General features: G+C 51.2%; 18 protein-coding genes. 5 read left to right on the top strand and 13 right to left on the bottom strand.

The features are described 5' to 3' along the window. The first annotated feature begins 183 nt into the window (after positions 1 to 183). Positions 184 to 720 (top strand): hypoxanthine phosphoribosyltransferase, encoded by a 537-nt coding sequence (hpt, locus tag PYW49_RS15505; protein WP_166790954.1) that lies wholly within the window; start codon positions 184 to 186, stop codon positions 718 to 720. Between the two features lie 100 nt (positions 721 to 820). On the opposite strand, the gene can is transcribed toward hpt, so the two are convergent. Then, positions 821 to 1,483: a carbonate dehydratase gene (can, locus tag PYW49_RS15500; protein WP_134349677.1), complete on the bottom strand. Its 663-nt coding sequence runs from the start codon at positions 1,481 to 1,483 to the stop codon at positions 821 to 823. Between the two features lie 107 nt (positions 1,484 to 1,590). On the opposite strand from can, the gene PYW49_RS15495 reads away from it, so the two are divergent. From PYW49_RS15495 to PYW49_RS15480, 4 genes are all read left to right on the top strand, one after another. Beyond that, positions 1,591 to 2,517, top strand: a complete 927-nt coding sequence (locus tag PYW49_RS15495; RefSeq protein WP_023332105.1) for an ABC transporter ATP-binding protein — start codon at positions 1,591 to 1,593, stop codon at positions 2,515 to 2,517. Then, a complete protein-coding gene (locus tag PYW49_RS15490) occupies positions 2,514 to 3,284 on the top strand; it encodes an ABC transporter permease (protein ID WP_023334536.1) in 771 nt (256 codons plus the stop codon). The genes PYW49_RS15495 and PYW49_RS15490 overlap by 4 nt, the downstream gene beginning before the upstream one ends. Positions 3,285 to 3,389: 105 nt before the next feature. Next, a complete protein-coding gene (locus PYW49_RS15485; RefSeq protein WP_320386899.1) occupies positions 3,390 to 3,830 on the top strand; it encodes a PTS sugar transporter subunit IIA in 441 nt (146 codons plus the stop codon). 62 nt (positions 3,831 to 3,892) lie between these two features. Next, positions 3,893 to 5,140, top strand: coding sequence for a polysaccharide deacetylase family protein (locus tag PYW49_RS15480; protein WP_320386898.1), 1,248 nt, complete (start codon positions 3,893 to 3,895; stop codon positions 5,138 to 5,140). A gap of 1 nt (position 5,141) precedes the next feature. On the opposite strand, the gene PYW49_RS15475 is transcribed toward PYW49_RS15480, so the two are convergent. The 12 genes from PYW49_RS15475 to pcnB form a co-directional block, all read right to left on the bottom strand. Continuing rightward, positions 5,142 to 6,224: a fimbrial protein StkG gene (locus PYW49_RS15475; RefSeq protein WP_320386897.1), complete on the bottom strand. Its 1,083-nt coding sequence runs from the start codon at positions 6,222 to 6,224 to the stop codon at positions 5,142 to 5,144. Between the two features lie 34 nt (positions 6,225 to 6,258). Continuing rightward, a complete protein-coding gene (locus PYW49_RS15470; protein ID WP_134349682.1) occupies positions 6,259 to 6,861 on the bottom strand; it encodes a fimbrial-like protein in 603 nt (200 codons plus the stop codon). A 29-nt stretch (positions 6,862 to 6,890) separates the two neighbouring features. Beyond that, positions 6,891 to 7,448 (bottom strand): fimbrial protein, encoded by a 558-nt coding sequence (locus PYW49_RS15465; RefSeq protein ID WP_320386896.1) that lies wholly within the window; start codon positions 7,446 to 7,448, stop codon positions 6,891 to 6,893. Positions 7,449 to 7,472: 24 nt separating this feature from the next. Continuing rightward, entirely contained in the window at positions 7,473 to 8,051 is a 579-nt protein-coding gene (locus PYW49_RS15460; RefSeq protein WP_134349684.1) for a fimbrial protein, read from the bottom strand. 13 nt (positions 8,052 to 8,064) lie between these two features. Continuing rightward, on the bottom strand, positions 8,065 to 10,644 hold the full coding sequence (locus tag PYW49_RS15455; protein WP_320386895.1) for an outer membrane usher protein: 2,580 nt from the start codon (positions 10,642 to 10,644) through the stop codon (positions 8,065 to 8,067). Positions 10,645 to 10,709: 65 nt separating this feature from the next. Next, positions 10,710 to 11,447: a fimbrial chaperone gene (locus tag PYW49_RS15450; protein ID WP_320386894.1), complete on the bottom strand. Its 738-nt coding sequence runs from the start codon at positions 11,445 to 11,447 to the stop codon at positions 10,710 to 10,712. Between the two features lie 60 nt (positions 11,448 to 11,507). After that, positions 11,508 to 12,095 (bottom strand): fimbrial protein, encoded by a 588-nt coding sequence (locus PYW49_RS15445; protein ID WP_320386893.1) that lies wholly within the window; start codon positions 12,093 to 12,095, stop codon positions 11,508 to 11,510. 401 nt (positions 12,096 to 12,496) lie between these two features. After that, positions 12,497 to 12,877 (bottom strand): aspartate 1-decarboxylase, encoded by a 381-nt coding sequence (gene panD, locus PYW49_RS15440; protein WP_006810068.1) that lies wholly within the window; start codon positions 12,875 to 12,877, stop codon positions 12,497 to 12,499. A gap of 31 nt (positions 12,878 to 12,908) precedes the next feature. Further along, positions 12,909 to 13,760 (bottom strand): pantoate--beta-alanine ligase, encoded by an 852-nt coding sequence (gene panC / locus PYW49_RS15435; RefSeq protein WP_134349688.1) that lies wholly within the window; start codon positions 13,758 to 13,760, stop codon positions 12,909 to 12,911. Between the two features lie 11 nt (positions 13,761 to 13,771). Further along, positions 13,772 to 14,563: a 3-methyl-2-oxobutanoate hydroxymethyltransferase gene (panB, locus tag PYW49_RS15430; RefSeq protein ID WP_320386892.1), complete on the bottom strand. Its 792-nt coding sequence runs from the start codon at positions 14,561 to 14,563 to the stop codon at positions 13,772 to 13,774. A 123-nt stretch (positions 14,564 to 14,686) separates the two neighbouring features. After that, the gene (gene folK, locus PYW49_RS15425) at positions 14,687 to 15,166 is read right to left on the bottom strand and encodes a 2-amino-4-hydroxy-6-hydroxymethyldihydropteridine diphosphokinase (protein WP_320386891.1); all 480 of its coding nucleotides are present in this window, start codon (positions 15,164 to 15,166) and stop codon (positions 14,687 to 14,689) included. Then, complete coding sequence (pcnB, locus tag PYW49_RS15420) at positions 15,163 to 16,560, bottom strand: polynucleotide adenylyltransferase PcnB (RefSeq protein WP_320387070.1); 1,398 nt, start codon at positions 16,558 to 16,560, stop codon at positions 15,163 to 15,165. Before pcnB ends, folK begins: the two co-directional genes overlap by 4 nt. Positions 16,561 to 16,595: the final 35 nt, after the last annotated feature.

Genomic DNA, 16,595 nt, shown 5'->3' with positions numbered 1-16,595 from the left:
TAATAATTTGCTAGCAACTAATTATAGGTATTAACAAGTGTGATCGGAATCACAATATTTGCTTTTTATAACTCATGCGCCAGGCTTAGCCATTTGCTGATATAATGGCTGGCTTGCGTATCGATGCCGGAATAACACATATCCGCATTGAGAGATTTTCATTAAAATCATATGGTTAGTAATATGAAACATACTGTTGAAGTGATGATCCCGGAAGCCGAGATCAAAGCGCGTATCGCCGAACTGGGTCGTCAAATCACCGAACATTACAAGGACAGCGGCAGCGAAATGGTGCTGGTTGGTCTGTTACGTGGCTCTTTCATGTTCATGGCAGACCTGTGCCGTGAAGTGCATGTGTCACATGAGGTCGATTTTATGACCGCCTCCAGCTACGGCAGCGGCATGTCCACAACCCGTGATGTGAAAATCCTGAAAGATCTGGACGAAGATATTCGTGGCAAAGATGTGTTGATCGTTGAGGATATTATCGACTCCGGCAACACGCTCTCAAAAGTGCGCGAGATCCTGAGCCTGCGTGAGCCAAAATCTCTGGCTATCTGCACCCTGCTGGATAAGCCGACCCGCCGTGAAGTGCAGGTGCCGGTTGAGTTCGTGGGCTTCTCCATTCCGGACGAATTCGTCGTCGGTTACGGCATTGACTACGCGCAGCGTTATCGTCATCTGCCGTATGTCGGGAAAGTGGTATTGCTGGACGAGTAGTTGCGGTTTGTTGCCCGGTGGCGCTACGCTTACCGGGCCTACGAATGGGCACATGTAGGCCGGGTAAGGCGCAGCCGCCACCCGGCTTTTTAACGTGCACTTATTTATGGTTCACATGCTTAAGCTTGAGGTTGGCAATGCCCGAACGGTAACGCTGCTCCAGCGTTTCGCGGTTGGTGGCGGTGACTTCCAGATTGCGCAGCAGACCATCGTGAATACCGTACGCCCAGCCGTGGATGGTGACCTTCTGCCCGCGCTTCCACGCTGACTGCATGATCGTTGAGTGGCCCAGGTTATACACCTGCTCCATCACGTTGAGTTCGCAAAGGGTATCCATGCGACGCTCCTGCGGCATTTCGCCCAACAGTGAGCTATGTTTGAACCAGATATCGCGGATGTGCAGCAGCCAGTTATCGATTAATCCCAGCTCCGTATTTTCGACCGCTGCCTGCACGCCGCCGCAGCCATAATGGCCGCAAATAATGATGTGCTCGACTTCCAGAACGTCAACGGCATACTGAACAACTGAAAGACAGTTAAGATCGGTGTGAATTACCAGGTTGGCGACATTACGGTGAACAAACAGTTCGCCGGGCTCGAGGCCGGTCAGACGCTCTGCCGGTACGCGGCTGTCGGAACATCCAATCCAGAGAAAGCGTGGGTTCTGAGCCTGCGAGAGTTTTCCAAAAAATCCGGGGTCTTCCTCCACCAGCATTTTTGACCATAGTGCATTGTTGCTGATGAGTGTATCTATGTTGTTCATGGAGGTTAGCGACCTGTAACCGAGTAATTGCGTTGCGCTACTATAGGGTAACCCGACTTTTAATGAAACCACACAACGCGTGTAAGAACTGAAGGTAAGTGAATTTCATGGCAATTGCACTGGAGCTTGAGCAGCTTAAAAAAACCTATTCGGGTGGCGTTCAGGCGCTACGCGGGATAGATCTTAAAGTAGAGGCCGGCGATTTTTATGCGCTTCTGGGGCCGAACGGGGCGGGGAAATCGACCACCATTGGTATTATCAGCTCGCTGGTCAATAAAACGTCCGGCAGGGTGAGCGTTTTTGGGTACGACCTGCAAAAAGATGTGGTGAACGCCAAGCGCCAGCTGGGGCTGGTACCGCAGGAGTTCAACTTCAACCCGTTCGAGACGGTGCAGCAAATTGTCGTTAACCAGGCGGGTTATTACGGCGTTGAGCGTAAAGAGGCCCTGGAGCGGAGCGAAAAGTACCTAAAACAGCTCGATCTGTGGGAAAAACGCAACGAGCGTGCGCGCATGTTGTCCGGTGGGATGAAGCGCCGCCTGATGATTGCCCGTGCGCTGATGCACGAGCCAAAACTGCTGATCCTCGATGAGCCGACTGCGGGCGTGGATATTGAACTGCGTCGTTCCATGTGGGGCTTCCTGAAAGACCTCAACGACAAAGGCACCACCATTATTCTGACCACTCACTATCTTGAAGAGGCTGAAATGCTGTGCCGCAACATCGGCATCATTCAGCACGGCGAGCTGGTGGAAAACACCTCAATGAAGAATCTGCTCTCCAAGCTGAAATCAGAAACCTTCATTCTCGATCTGGCGGCAAAAAGCCCGCTACCGAAGCTCGAAGGGTATCAGTATCGTCTCGTTGATACCTCGACGCTTGAAGTGGAAGTGCTGCGCGAGCAGGGGATTAACAGCGTGTTCTCGCAGCTGAGCGCGCAGGGTATTCAGGTTTTAAGTATGCGTAACAAAGCGAACCGACTGGAAGAGCTGTTTGTCTCTCTGGTGCAGGATAAACAAGGAGACAAGGCATGACGCATCTTTACTGGGTCGCGCTGAAAAGTATCTGGGCAAAAGAGATTAACCGTTTTATGCGTATCTGGGTGCAAACCCTGGTGCCGCCGGTTATCACGATGACGCTCTACTTCATCATCTTCGGTAACCTGATTGGTTCCCGGATTGGTGAAATGCACGGCTTTACCTATATGCAGTTTATCGTGCCGGGCCTGATCATGATGGCGGTGATCACCAACGCCTATGCCAACGTGGCGTCGTCATTCTTTAGCGCCAAGTTCCAGCGCAATATTGAAGAGCTGCTGGTCGCGCCTGTACCGACGCACGTCATTATTGCCGGCTATGTTGGCGGCGGCGTGGCGCGCGGGCTGTGCGTGGGGATCCTGGTCACGGCGATTTCGCTGTTCTTTGTCCCGTTCCAGGTGCATTCGTGGCTGTTTGTCGCGCTGACGCTGCTCCTGACGGCAATTCTGTTCTCACTGGCCGGTCTGCTTAACGCCGTGTTCGCCAAAACGTTTGACGATATTAGCCTCATCCCGACCTTCGTGCTGACGCCGCTGACCTATCTGGGCGGGGTGTTCTACTCCCTGACGCTGCTGCCGCCGTTCTGGCAGGCGCTGTCGCACCTGAACCCGATTGTCTACATGATCAGCGGTTTCCGCTTTGGCTTCCTCGGGATTACCGATGTGCCGCTGTTTACCACGGTGGCGGTGCTGGTGGTGTTCATCATCGCTTTCTACCTGCTGTGCTGGTATCTGATCCAGCGCGGGCGCGGTCTGCGCAGCTAACCTTCTGCCCGGCGACATTCTGTTTGCCGGGCACTTTTCTTTGACAGTTATCACCGAAAGCTAACCTTCACTCCGCTAAACTACTTGCCTGCTAAGGAGAGAGTTATGCTGGGATGGGTTATCACCTGCCACGATGAACACGCGCAGGATATGCTGGACAAGCTTGAAGCCAGATTTGGCCCGCTGGTGCAATGCCGGGCGGTAAATTACTGGCGTGGGTTGAGCACCAACATGCTGAGCCGAATGATGTGCGATGCCCTGCATGAAACTGACACGGGTGATGGCGTTATTTTTCTTACCGATAAATCGGGCGCGCCACCTTACCGCTCAGCCGCGTTGCTGAGCCATAAGCATGCGTGCTGTGAAGTGATCTCGGGCATCAACTTCGCTCTGCTGGCGTTAATGTATCCACAGCGTGAATTATTAAGCAGCACTGAGTTTCGCCATGCCATCGTGGCGCAGGGCATTCCGGGCGTCAGCAGCTTGTGGCATCAGCAGCAGAAAAATCCTCCCTTCGTCCTGCTCCATGACTTGTATAAGAATTAAACATTGGTATTGATGTCTCATTTGTTACAATAGCGGCAGTTTCCCGCACCGATTAAGACACCATGTTACCGCGTATTCTTTTCTTGCTTTTGATGCTCATTTCCGGCGTCAGCTCGGCCAGTTTACTCAGCCAGCAAACGCTGCCTGCCCAGTATATGCAAACCACTGAAGATGCGGCCATCTGGGCGCAGGTGGGAAACAGCGTGATCAACGTTGGCAATGTGCGCGCCGGGCAGATCCTGGCCGTTGTGCCCGCGGCGGCGGACTACTACGAGTTTCGCTTCGGTTTTGGTACGGGATTTATCGACAAGGAGCACCTTGAGGTGGTTCAGGGGAAACAGCGCGTCGAGGACAGCCTTGGGGATCTCAATAAGCCCCTGAGCAATCAGAACCTCATTACCTGGAAAGACACGCCGGTGTATAACGCGCCTTCCAGCGGGAGTGCACCGTTCGGCACATTAAGCGCGAATCTTCGCTATCCGATCCTGAACAAACTTAAAGACCGTCTGAATCAGACCTGGTTCCAGATCCGCATCGGCAACCGCCTGGCGTGGGTGAGTAGCCTGGATGCACAAGAAGATAACGGGATCCCGATTCTGACCTACCATCATATTCTGCGTGATGAAGAGAACACCCGTTTTCGACATACCTCCACCACGACCAGCGTGCGTGCGTTCAATAACCAGATGGCCTGGCTGCGCGATCAGGGGTATACCACCCTGACGATGTATCAGCTGGAAGGGTATGTGCGTAACAAACTGAATTTACCTGCCAAATCGGTGGTGATTACCTTTGATGACGGGCTCAAATCGGTAAGCCGCTATGCTTTTCCGATCCTGAAAGAGTACGGCTTTAACGCCACCGCGTTTATCATTTCATCCCGTATTAAGGGACATCCGCAGAAGTGGGACCCAAAATCGCTGCAGTTTATGAGTGTCCAGGAGCTGAAGAGCATTCAGAGCGTTTTTGATATTCAGTCCCACACGCACTTCCTGCACCGCGTTGATGGCAACAAACATCCGATTTTACTGAGCCGCAGCTACCACGTGATCCTCTTCGATTTTGAGCGTTCTCGCCGGGCGCTGGCACAGTTTAATCCGCGCGTGCTGTATCTCTCTTATCCCTTTGGCGGCTACGACAACAAAGCAATAAAAGCAGCAAACGATGCCGGTTTCCACCTGGCGGTGACAACGGTAAAAGGGAAGGTCAAGCCGGGGGATAATCCGTTCTTACTGAAACGTCTGTATATATTAAGAACGGATTCGCTGGAGACGATGTCGCGGCTGATCAGCAACCAGCCGCAGGGGTAAATTACTCGTAGGTAAACTGCAGGGTACCGATGGCGCTGAATGTGCCAGAGGTGACTTTTTCTGTGTCAGACTTAACCAGCTGCGCCGTAAGTAACCGGCTGAATAACAAAATAGTGGTGTTCTCGCTCGCGCTATAGCTGTTCGTTGAGTTAGGTACCACCTGGCTGTTGTCTGGCCACTTCAGTAACACGCCCACGCCTTTTGCCGCATTCGAGGACGCAGTGTTGGCGAGTAATGTGCTATCAGTCCCGGTTGTCTTACTGGTGGTCAACTTCATGGTGATTTTACGTGTGTTGGTACAATTCCCGGACACCTGTACAAATACGTTTTGCGTGTGATCGTTTTCGAGATCGGATACACCATAATCCCCCAAATCCACGGTTTTGGGGGCCGTAAGGGTGCAGGTTGGTTTTGCAACAGGAACATTGAAACCCATATTGGGTACCGTAATTAACGGACGCGGGTGGTCGCTTTCATCTGAAGTATAGGGGTCACCCAATACAATATTGCCAATATTTCCAGCTACCGGGCCAATCATTGTGACGCTTTCGGGTATGCCAGCATAGGAAGGTAATTGATAAAACTCCATGCGGGCATACCACCATTTTGTTTTCACCACGTCTGAGTTATCTGCCTGATTGGCCGTTTCTTCATAACTCCCTGTCTTCGCCGGGAAAAAGGCATTAAAGGCATTGCTGTTGGGGTACATGGCCAGCGTGTAGGCAATCCCCGTGACGTTAGTTTTAAAGAGTGCTTTTCCGTCCACGCTACCGACGACCAGTGAGCTGTCCGTTTTCTGATAGACGCGTTCTCCGTCATTACCTGTTGTACACCAGGAGAACAGACCCGGACTGACCTGCAAATCAATAAGACTACTTATCTTTGTCGGTACGCTGACGTTATCCAGAGGAACGAGTGTCGGTTTCACACCGCTGACATCTGATATAGGCTGAACAGAAAATGCATTAAATTTACATTCATATAAATCCGCTGATGCGGAAAAACTGATTGCAAGAAGTGACAAAGCAAGGCCTGCACCTTTTGTGAAAAATTGTTTTTGCCTGGTCCCTGCTGTATAAAACATTGATAATTCCTTATACCCGACAGTTGATTCAATATTAATTATAAATAACGCTGATTAGCGCGCTTGTGGTAACCTTACCCACACTAATGTTTCCTGTGCTTTGATAACGGGCATAGAAATTATAATTTGTTAAATATTCATTGCTGTTTTGGTCAGATATATCAAAAATAACATCTGACGTTCCCGTTGTATTTACTACATTGGTATTGTGTTTTTCTGAGAAAATAACAATGCCGACATTTTCTGCCCCGCCTGCTGAGGCGGGAATGTCATTGGCAAACACTTGCTGACTACTTCCGGCAAATTTTCCACTTTGTGGTTTAAATTCAAAATGCAGGGTTTTTGCCAGTCCAGACTCACTTTCCGCACAGCTTTTCACTTGTACTACAAATCGTGTTCCTCCGGCTGCGTCTCCGGGTTGTAATCGTGGGCTACCATCTGAGTTATAAAACCAACTGCTGCCCACGATCGGTAAGTTGACTTTCCCATCATTCGGAATACTGACTTGGCATGTATTATTAATAATGTTTGCCGTCATATCCATTTCCAGGCTTGAGGCAAAACCTGCTGCTGGAAAACCTAGACAAAGGGCTAGCCAGGACATCATATTTTTAATGATTACGCGGGACTTGAACATCCTGTATAAGCTACCTGTCTGAAGAAACATTATTGATAGGTCACGATAAACGTCACTGGCGCACTGACCGAACCCGTGGTCACGTCAGAAATGGTTTTATCTTTGGCGATGACGATTCGCGCATCCATTTCAAAATCGCCCGCCCCGTTAGACAGGTTAAGGACAGAACTGGGGGCGGTGCCGCAGTTCATAATGGAACCTGAGTCGACAGAACCTTTCCAGATTTCAAAACCTACGTTATGCCCGGCTGCATACGAAGTACCATTTTTGGCATTTCCGGTACACGAACCGCCAGCACCCGGCGTGGCCTGGATGGTGGCATTTTTTACCCCGGCACAGTTGGTGAAGGCAATTTTGAACGCTTCTTCCCGGCTCTGGCTAACCAGGTCAGACTTAAACACATCGCCAAACGGCAGAATGCTAATCGGGGCCCCGCTGGCATTCTGAATTTCCGCGTTACAGGTTCCCGCCTCAATGGCGGAGGTAAAGGTTGCCTGAACGCTCGTCGTACCCGTAATGGCGCTTAACGCAACGGAAGGCAGGGTGGCAGTTATCGCAAGCACCAGTAATGTCATTTTCATTTTCAAATCAACGCTCCGTATTACTGCCAGTTATTCATAGGTGAAATTAAACGTAGCGATACCGCTAAAGTTGCCGGTCGTGCCTTGCCCGCTTGCGGTTTCAACTAGCGTCGCCAGGAGCGAAACCTCTCCAGAACTTATCTCTCCGCTCGACCAGGTGAGACGCTGACTATCGGTTGTGGAGTTGATGGTAAATGGGGCATCCGGGGTGGCAGTGCGGGAAATCGCGACGCCAATATGCTCCGCGCTGCCCTCACCAGAGAGTGAGTTCTCAATGGCCGTCACTACAGGACTGGCGTTGCCGCTAATGGTCGTTTTCAGCGCCGCGAGGCTGGAAGGGCAAGAGACCATTTTGAGCTTAAAACTGGTCGTCGCTTTCGCATTTTTCAAAATGATGTAATCCAGGCGTACCTTACCGTTAGCGCCGATGGGGATAACATTGCTGGTGCCATCGCCGGTGCCGCCTTCAATTTTCATATCGCAGGTAGTGTCACGAATATTAGCGGTAAAGGTAATATCGAGGTTATCAGCGTATGTGCCCAGGGACAGCGCCATCAGCCCTGAACTTAAAATAAGTAATCCTGTTTTTTTCCCAGCTTCAATAAGCATGTTTTAACTCCTTTTATAATGCTGTGATGCGGCAGGTCTGACCTGTCAACAGTGTTGTCGGCCCAATCTTTTTCGCATCAGGTGTGATCTGGTAGGAGACGGTGCAGGATGTGCCAGGCCCACTTCCCCAGATAATGTTTAGCATTCCTTTATCTTCAATTCCGCGGATCCAGGCTTGTCCAGCCTGGCCGACGCTACCCACGGATACGCCTTTCTCGGTTTGAACATCTGCACCCAGCGGAATAAACCCGTTATCGTCACGTGCCAGTTCCATTAACACGGAACGCCCTTGATCGGTCTCAAAGTTAACCAGCACAACGGCACCGCTACGGGGCACCGTGGTGGTACGGGTATTTTTCACTTCGACGTCAGAACGCATATCACTGATATCAAGACCTACGCTATTTTCACGGTAGGCAGACAGATAAGGCATAAGGGCATAGCCTGAAGCACCGATTTCACCGTTACCAATAGAGACGCGGGCTCCTTCTGCTCCCTCTGCTTTAATCAACGCAAGCGTATCGCTTTCGCTGATGCTGCCTGGTGCAAGTGTTACGCCACCAGAGTGCAGAACCATCCCGCCACTATAGCTGGCAGAATATTGTCGCGAATCGTCATCTGATGCTGAGACGGAAAGGCTCAGTGGTCCATGCGGGCCGTTGTAACTGCCATAACCGCTGAGCTGGTTTAATGTATCGTCGTTACGCGTGGTGCTTTCGGTAATGCTATAACTGAAGCGATTATCTTCAGTGCTGCCGTTGGCGCTGGCGTTAAAACTCCCACCACCTTTTAAATCGCTGCCGATACCCGTCGTGAGTGAGGAGAATCCGCCCGCACGCTTACCGTTGCCCATCAGCGTGTCGAATGGAATTGTGAGGTTCAGATAGACACTGTCATCTTTTTCCCCGAACTCGTCGTAGGTGCGCTGCACGGAGAGGCTATAACTTCCCCAGCTTAACGAATGACTGTGACCGACGGAGTATTGCGCTGACGAACTACTTTCATTCCAGTAGTCCTGCCAGGTTGAGTTGACATACATCGATCCCAAATCAAGGTCGCCCATTTTCAACGGCTGGCTGATATTTACCTGGATCTGGTTTTTCATGCGCTGGAAGGTCTGATACACATCGCGGTTATTACGTTCAGGGTTACGCTCCCTGTCACGATATTTGATCTCATCGGTTAACGAGGCCGCATCGTTCAGGCTGAGGTAGTCAGACGTTGAAAACCGGTAAGCTGCGACGTTGAAAGAGGTATTCGTCGCTTCCATGAGTTTACTGTAGGAGATGCGATAACTTTCGCCTGTGAGATGTCGTAAGCCGTCGATTCGGGCATCAGAATGCGTGACATCAAAGGCGAATGCGCCCACTCTGGTGTTCATCGCAATACCCAGCAATGCGGCGTAGAAATCGCTATCGGTGTATTCCAGCCCCGTATACCCGGTGAAGGTATTGGTTAAGCCATAATAGCCCGTGGCATATCCGACCATTGGTTTGTCGCGCAGGCTGTCGTCACGCAGCTCACCTACGCCGACATCCCATCGGGAGTAACCAGGGCGAAGCATTTGCGCGACTGAAGAATATGCGACTGAGAAGGAACGTTTGCTACCATCCGTTTCTTCTACAGTGACGATGAGATCGCTTCCGTAACCTGTTGTACTGAGATCCGTAATTTCAAATGGTCCTGGCGGTACGGACGTTTCGTAAATCGTATTTCCACTTTGAGCGATTGTGACTTTGGCGTTGCTGTTTGCTACCCCCCGGATCACCGGCGCATAGGTAGATATCCCGTTAGGAAGCATACGATCATCGTTATATAAACGCGCCCCGCGCAGGCTGATGGAATCGAAGGCGTCACCACGGGTATAGGAATCTCCTGCGATAAACTGCGCTTTAAGGGGGGTTATATCACGCTGAAGATAAATGTCCTGGCTGGCGTAATGGGTACCGGAGTCCTGATCCCAGTTCAGGTTGCCGCGTGCCCGGAGTCGCCACGGCCCCAGATTTGCCCCATAGCGTAAGCCTGCATAGGCCGTATCAGTGCTGGAATCTGGTGTGTCTGCATGCCAGCCGTTGAGATCCCAGGAGAGCATTGCCACCGGGATGCCATCTTCCCAAAGTGAAGGATCGACAAACCCCGACGGACGCTGAATAACGAAAGCCTGTGGAACAGAAAGATCTAACTCCTGGGTGGAAGGATCGTAAGCCACGCGCGAGCCTGGGTAGGCGTTCGACACAGAGATACACGTGTCATCAGAATCTTCCCCCGCTTGTTTAAGCTGTTCGGTTGTTACATTTGCCTGGATGAGCAGTTTAGATGTGATACAGGGCGTGGCGCGCGGAGTGCCATTCTCCTCAAAGAGAAGATCCGTGGTAACGGAAGGTTTCCCGTTAATAATCACCTTCACTTTATACGTTCCGGCAATAACAGGGTTGCCTTTTGAAAATCGACTGACATCAATGGATGCGCCGGTGTTATAAAGAAACTGCTCATTAAACTGCACGTTTTCTTCTTTATTATTTTCAGCAGCAAATGCACATAACGGCAATACCGCGCTTATCGATAAACATAGTAGCGAACGTCTGAAGTGCATGATGAACTCTGTCCCAGAGCAAAGCCAATTATAGTTCTTGCGAATGATATGAAGCTGATACAGAATCAATTCTGTATAAACTCATACTTATCAATTCCACCGAAATCATTGATGGCTTGCCAGATTATTTTGCTATTTCCGGCCGGGGTGTAGTTTTTCACATTCATCATCTGGCTCGAGAACGGTTCAATATAATGCGTTTCGACCTCGTAACGTTTAACGCCTGAAATAAGCGTTGCACTCGCCAGCGAAACATAATAAGGCGAGTCATTTTTCGCACTTAAAACGATTTTTTGCCCTTGCCGGGTTTGAGACCATTTAAGATTTTTGGCCGCGTCTGTCGGTTCCCCTTTCAACCCTGTAGGACGGAAAAAGAGTTTAATACGGGTGCGGAAAGCAAGCTGAAGCATGCTTTGGTTGTCGCTCTCCTTTGCTTTAGGGGGAACTTCCAGAACGTTAAACCAGAACAGGGACTCTTTATCTTTTGGCAATGCCTGACCAAGCCAGGTGATTCTGACGGTTTGCCCTTTTTGCGGTTCAACACGCGAAACGGGGGGCGTAACAATAAAGGGAAGTTTCAGCTCCTGAGGATTGGTGGTATCTCTTCCATCGTCGAGCCAAGTTTGTACCAGTAAAGGCCGGGTGCCACGGTTATCCATCGACACCGTTACGTCTTTTGCCGATTCAGGATAAATGACACGGGTGCCAGAAATCACAATATCTGCACTGGCGTTAAGAGCAAAAACGCTCACCGAGGCCAGCAGCAGGGCTTTTAATCCGCTCTTAATATTCAGTACGTACATGTATAATCTCAAAAAATACGAAAAATGTGCCCAGCGGGGCACATTAACGGCAGGGATAAATTATTCGTAGCTCATGGTGAAGTAAGCGTTGGCGCTGACTTTACCTGACTGCACAGGATTCGTGCCTTTCACCCAGTTGGAGCCTGGGACATAAGCAACGCGGTAGAACAGTTTACCGGAACCCGCATTCAGGTCGGCTTTCTGCGTATTATTGTCAGGCTGGCCTACCATAATACGAGAAGAGACGGTTGGGGCATTGTTATACAGGGCAAGTGTAACGTTCGTTGCTGCGCCTGCTACATTGGCGTCAGGTTCAATGGTACCGTTTGCAATTGCACCCATATTTTTAGACATGAAGCTTGCAGAAGCAGTATCTAATGTCTCAGGGCAGTTGGTGAGCAGCAGTTCAAAATTCTTAGAGCCGACGCCGGTATCGACGGTGGTGGATTCAACCTCAGACTTTTTAACAACCGGTAGGGTGATAGTAATATTATTTTGTGATTCACCATTAGAGGTGGAAATATTACATGTGGTATCAGTTACCGCACCATCAAAGGTGATTAAACCCAGATCTGTATCTGCAATTGCTGAAAAAGAACCTGTTACGAATAAAGTTACAACTGAAGCTAATAACGTTTTTTTTAACATGATTAAAATTCCATTTAAAAAACATTTCACTGATGTAATTCAAGCAAAGTGATGATAGGGATCTCTGAATACATTGGGTATTTAAAATTGCTTAAAACCATCATTAGAAAAAATAATTATCCGGATAAGTTACTGAAAATGATCTTGAAAATTCTTTAAAAGAATGCAGAAGAGGAAGGGTAATTTCATCCGATCTCATTCTGGCACGATATAAATTATAAATGGTAAAGATCATTTCCTTTATTATATTTTTTAGAGGAATGTGTTTTTCAAAAAAACAGACGTGATGAGAGAGCGGGAATAGGATAAATAAATGAGGAATGATTTAATTAACGATAAAAGTATGAAGGACTTTTCGCCATTTAAGGAGCGGATCCTGAGAAATCCGCTCCTCGCCGGAGTCAGGCAACCTGAACCGGGATCGCTTTCGCGGTACGTTTCATGTCGTTATCGCCTTCGAAATAGGCCACTTTAGGCTGCCAGCGGCGTGCTTCTTCGTCAGACATCATCACAAAGCTGGCGATAATCACAATGTCACCCACGTCCGCGCAGTGGGCAGCTGCGCCGTTAACGGAGATGATTTTAGACCCACGCTCGGCAGCAATGGCGTAGGTTGAGAAACGTTTGCCATTGTTTACGTTCCAGATATCAATCGCTTCGTTTTCAAGGATGCCTGCGGCATCAAGGAAATCCTGATCAATGGCGCAGGAGCCTTCATAGTGCAGGTCGGCCTGGGTGACTTTCACACGGTGAAGCTTACCTTGCAGCATTTTGCGAATCATTACGTTTACCTTTCATTATCAAGGGCGAAAACTACGCCAGCTCAACCACTTTATTATCAATCAGACGAGCCTGGCCAAGCCATGCCGCTACCAGGATCACTGCACGTTTGCTGGTTTCAGTAAATTCCAGCAGCGTATCAGCATCACGAATTTGTACGTCGTCAGCGCGAAGGCCTTTATCGTTCAGCGCCTGTTCGGCGAGGGCGACGATCTCTTCGGCGGTCAGCTCTTTGGCCAGAACCTGCTCCGCCATCGTATTCATAACCTTGCTTAAGCCTGGCGCGATTTTACGCTGCTCCGCGGTCAGATAGCCGTTACGGGAGCTAAGGGCCAGACCGTCTTTGGCGCGTACAATCGGTACGCCGACGATCTCAATATCGTAACCCATATCCGCGACCATCTTGCGGATCAGAGCCAGCTGCTGGAAATCTTTCTCGCCGAAGCAGGCAACGTCGGGTTGTACCAGGTTGAACAGTTTGCTGACGATGGTCGATACGCCACGGAAATGACCCGGGCGGCTGGCGCCTTCGAGCATGGTGGAAATGCCCGGTACGTCAACGTAAGTTGCCTCTTCCGTACCCTGAGGATAGACGTCAGCCGGTGCCGGAGAGAAGACGATGTCCGCATGGCGTTTTTTCAGCTTCTCACAATCTTCCTGCAGGGTGCGCGGATAGCGCGCCAGGTCATCGGCGCGGTCAAACTGCATGGGGTTAACGAAGATACTGACCACCACGATATCTGCCCGCGCACGCGCTTCGTCGACCAGTTTCATATGGCCGTCATGCAGGTTTCCCATGGTTGGGACCAGTGCGATACGTTTACCTTCCTGTCGTGCGCGACGAATATGCTGGCGAAGCAGCGGCAGGGTTTCAATGATTAGCACAACGAGACTCCTTAATGGAAACTGTGTTCTTCAGCCGGGTAAACACCGGATTCAACGTCGGCAATATATTGCCTGACCGCGGCGCGCATGTCGCCCGCTTCCGTGAGGAAATTTTTGGCAAATTTAGGGATGTGTCCACCGGTAATACCGAAGGCGTCGTGCATGACCAGAATTTGACCATCGGTCACGTTTCCTGCACCAATCCCGATAACCGGAATCGACAGCGCGTCGGTGATGCGTTTCGCCAGTTCAACCGGAACGCACTCCAGCACCAGCAGCTGCGCGCCTGCGGCTTCCAGCGCCAGGGCATCATCAAACAGCGTCTGGGCTGCGTCACCGCGGCCCTGCACCTTATACCCGCCAAAGATGTTGACGGATTGCGGCGTCAGGCCCAAATGGCCGCACACCGGTACGGCGCGCTCGGTGAGCATTTTTACCGTCTCAACGAGCCAGGCTCCGCCCTCGATTTTAACCATATTGGCCCCGGCACGCATGACTGCGGCAGCATTTTCAAAGGTTTGCTCTGGGGTGGCATAGGCCATAAACGGTAGATCGGAAAGGAGCAGGCAGGCAGGTGCGCCACGGCGCACTGCGCGGGTATGGTAGGCGATGTCTTCGACCGTAACCGGCAGGGTGGAATCATGTCCTTGTACCGTCATCCCTAACGAATCCCCAACCAGCATGACGTTGATACCCTCTTCGGCAAAGAGTTTGGCAAAGCTGTAGTCATACGCGGTGATAGTGGCGAAGCGTTTTTTTTCCTGTTTGCATTTCTGCAGTAAGGAGATGGTGGTTGGTTTCATACTGTTTCCTGATAGCCCAAAAGCGAATCTTTGCGCATTCTAACAGTAACATTCGAGGGAACAATGATTTTAGATAGTCGATTAGCCACAATTATTTTATGGCTAATGGGCAGGGGAACTGGCTTACCAGCGAGCGGGTTTTTCCGCGTGGAGTTGATCCAGAATGTCCCTGAGCGGAATGCCGTCCGGGAAGATGAGATCGGGGGCGACTTCAAACAGCGGCCAGAGCATAAACCCGCGGTTTTTCATATCGTAATGCGGAACGGTGAGCCGTTCAGTGTTAATGGTCTCGTAACCAAACAGCATAATGTCGAGGTCCAGCGTGCGCGGTCCCCAGCGTTCGGCTTTGCGTACTCGGCCCTGCTGCAGTTCGATGCGCTGGGTATTGTCCAGCAGCGTTTCGGCATCCAGAGCGGTTTCCAGCACCACGGCGGCATTAAGATAATCAGGCTGATCCTGAGGACCCAGCGGCGGCGTGCGGTAGAAAGAGGAGACCGCCACGATCTTGCTTTGCGGAATCTCACCCAGCGCCTGAACGGCAGCATTCACCTGCTCCAGCGGAGAGGCTAAATTGCTGCCGATGGCGATATACGCGAGGGTCATGCCGTACCTTCACGACGCGGCGCGCGCTTGCGCGGACGACGATGACGGCGACGCGGTTCCGGCTCTTCATCCAGCCCGGTAAGCATATCTTTCTGCTCTGGCGGTGCGGAAACCTGGAATTCGGCCCACCACTGCGTCAGACGCTGCAGCTCCTGGTTCCTTTCAATCTCAGCACGCAGCGACAGCAGATCGAATGCGGCGCGGAACTTCGGATGCTCCATCAGCTTCCAGGCGCGTTTACCCTGACGACGGGACATGCGCAGCTGAAGCTGCCAGATATCGCGTACCAGCGTGGTAATCCGTTTCGGGATCGCCAGCGTACGGCATCCTTCGTCGAGCACATCGTTTGCAGCCAGCGCGAAGGCATCATAATAGGCGAGCCCGCTCTCCTGGGTAATTCGCTGGGCTGTTTCCAGCAGCGGGTACCAGAACATGGCCGCAAACAGGAACGCCGGGTTCACGCGCATGTCGTTGCGAATGCGGGTATCGGTATTTTTCAGCACCTGCGCAATCATCCGTTCCATTGGGCTGTCACCGCTTTCGGTGAAGTAGCGGGTAATGGTCGGGAACAGCGGCTGGAACAGGTTATATTCACGCAGCAGATTATAGGTTTCAAAGCCGTGGCCAGCCTGCAGCAGCTTCAGCGCCTCTTCAAACAGGCGGGCAGGCGGCACGTCGTTGATAAGCGTCGCCAGACGCGGAATCGGCTCTGCCGTTTCCGGGCTGATGCGCATATTCAGCTTGGCGGCGAAACGCACGGCGCGCAGCATGCGCACGGGATCTTCACGGTAGCGCGTTTCCGGCGTGCCAATCAGGCGGATCAGACCTTCTTTCAGGTCCTGCATGCCGCCGACGTAATCGCGTACGGTGAAATCCGCCACGCTGTAATAAAGGCTGTTGATGGTGAAGTCGCGACGCTGGGCATCTTCTTCGATAGAGCCAAAGATATTATCGCGCAGCAGCATACCGTTCTGACCGCGCTGCGACGTGGTGCGATCGGATGCGCCCGCTTCGTGGTGGCCGCGGAAGGTCGCCACTTCGATAATCTCGGGTCCAAACATCACGTGAGCAAGGCGGAAACGGCGGCCAACAAGACGGCAGTTACGGAATAATTTGCGCACCTGCTCAGGCGTGGCGCTGGTCGTCACGTCGAAATCTTTCGGTTTTTTGCCCAGCAGTAAATCACGCACCCCACCGCCCACGAGATAGGCCTCGTAGCCCGCTTTATTCAGACGATAGAGCACCTTGAGGGCATTTTCACTGATATCTTTGCGGGAAATATTGTGCTGCTCACGCGGAATAACCGACATGTGTGGCTGTGCAATAGCATCGTTCGCCATGCTCTCTTCGCGGCTTAGCACTTTACGGCAAAAATTAGCGACTCGGGTAAAAATGGTACACCTCGTAGTGTGTTTTGTTATGAAAAAAG

Source organism: Enterobacter chinensis, assembly GCF_034008295.1.
Classification (GTDB): Bacteria; Pseudomonadota; Gammaproteobacteria; order Enterobacterales; family Enterobacteriaceae; genus Enterobacter; species Enterobacter chinensis.
The sequence above is the reverse complement of the archived record's forward strand: the minus strand, read 5'-3'. Positions and strand labels throughout refer to the sequence as shown.

Bases quoted from the DNA above. Each gene is read 5' to 3' on its own strand.
- hpt (WP_166790954.1), top strand. From the start codon at position 184: ATGAAACATACTGTTGAAGTGATGATCCCGGAAGCCGAGATCAAAGCG.
- can (WP_134349677.1), bottom strand. From the start codon at position 1,483: ATGAACAACATAGATACACTCATCAGCAACAATGCACTATGGTCAAAA.
- PYW49_RS15495 (WP_023332105.1), top strand. From the start codon at position 1,591: ATGGCAATTGCACTGGAGCTTGAGCAGCTTAAAAAAACCTATTCGGGT.
- PYW49_RS15490 (WP_023334536.1), top strand. From the start codon at position 2,514: ATGACGCATCTTTACTGGGTCGCGCTGAAAAGTATCTGGGCAAAAGAG.
- PYW49_RS15485 (WP_320386899.1), top strand. From the start codon at position 3,390: ATGCTGGGATGGGTTATCACCTGCCACGATGAACACGCGCAGGATATG.
- PYW49_RS15480 (WP_320386898.1), top strand. From the start codon at position 3,893: ATGTTACCGCGTATTCTTTTCTTGCTTTTGATGCTCATTTCCGGCGTC.
- PYW49_RS15475 (WP_320386897.1), bottom strand. From the start codon at position 6,224: ATGTTTTATACAGCAGGGACCAGGCAAAAACAATTTTTCACAAAAGGT.
- PYW49_RS15470 (WP_134349682.1), bottom strand. From the start codon at position 6,861: ATGTTCAAGTCCCGCGTAATCATTAAAAATATGATGTCCTGGCTAGCC.
- PYW49_RS15460 (WP_134349684.1), bottom strand. From the start codon at position 8,051: ATGCTTATTGAAGCTGGGAAAAAAACAGGATTACTTATTTTAAGTTCA.
- PYW49_RS15455 (WP_320386895.1), bottom strand. From the start codon at position 10,644: ATGCACTTCAGACGTTCGCTACTATGTTTATCGATAAGCGCGGTATTG.
- PYW49_RS15450 (WP_320386894.1), bottom strand. From the start codon at position 11,447: ATGTACGTACTGAATATTAAGAGCGGATTAAAAGCCCTGCTGCTGGCC.
- PYW49_RS15445 (WP_320386893.1), bottom strand. From the start codon at position 12,095: ATGTTAAAAAAAACGTTATTAGCTTCAGTTGTAACTTTATTCGTAACA.
- panD (WP_006810068.1), bottom strand. From the start codon at position 12,877: ATGATTCGCAAAATGCTGCAAGGTAAGCTTCACCGTGTGAAAGTCACC.
- panB (WP_320386892.1), bottom strand. From the start codon at position 14,563: ATGAAACCAACCACCATCTCCTTACTGCAGAAATGCAAACAGGAAAAA.
- folK (WP_320386891.1), bottom strand. From the start codon at position 15,166: ATGACCCTCGCGTATATCGCCATCGGCAGCAATTTAGCCTCTCCGCTG.